Raw genomic sequence first — 419 nt, forward strand, 5'->3', positions numbered from 1 at the left:
TCTAATACTTCTTGCTCATTTGTTACTCCGTCACCATCACAATCACCAGCTAACCAAGCAGCATCGGCTACTACAGTTTGACTCGTAAAGTCAAGATCACAGCTATCTAATGGATCTGTACCATCAGCAATCTCATCTGCATTAGTTACACCATCTCCATCACAGTCAGCAGCTAACCAAGCAGCGTCTGCTGTTAATGTTTGGTGAAGAATATCGAACTCACAGTTGTTTAATGGATCTGTACCATCAGTAACTTCGGTTCCATCAATCACACCATCACCATCTGAATCTGGGTTCTGAGGATCGGTTCCTTCTGTGATTTCATCTCCATTTGTTAATCCGTCATTATCACAATCAAGAGCATTCCAAGCAGCACTTGCTGTCTCTGTAATACTAGCTGTTAAGAAATCACAACCATC

At 42.0% G+C, this 419-nt stretch carries 1 protein-coding gene; it reads right to left on the reverse strand.

Annotated elements, in window-relative coordinates:
* Positions 1–419, reverse strand: a 419-nt coding sequence (locus Q0948_RS14865) for a hypothetical protein (protein ID WP_299231864.1), incomplete at both ends; no start/stop codon positions are given.

The organism is uncultured Dokdonia sp. (assembly GCF_947496725.1).
Classification (GTDB): Bacteria; Bacteroidota; Bacteroidia; order Flavobacteriales; family Flavobacteriaceae; genus Dokdonia.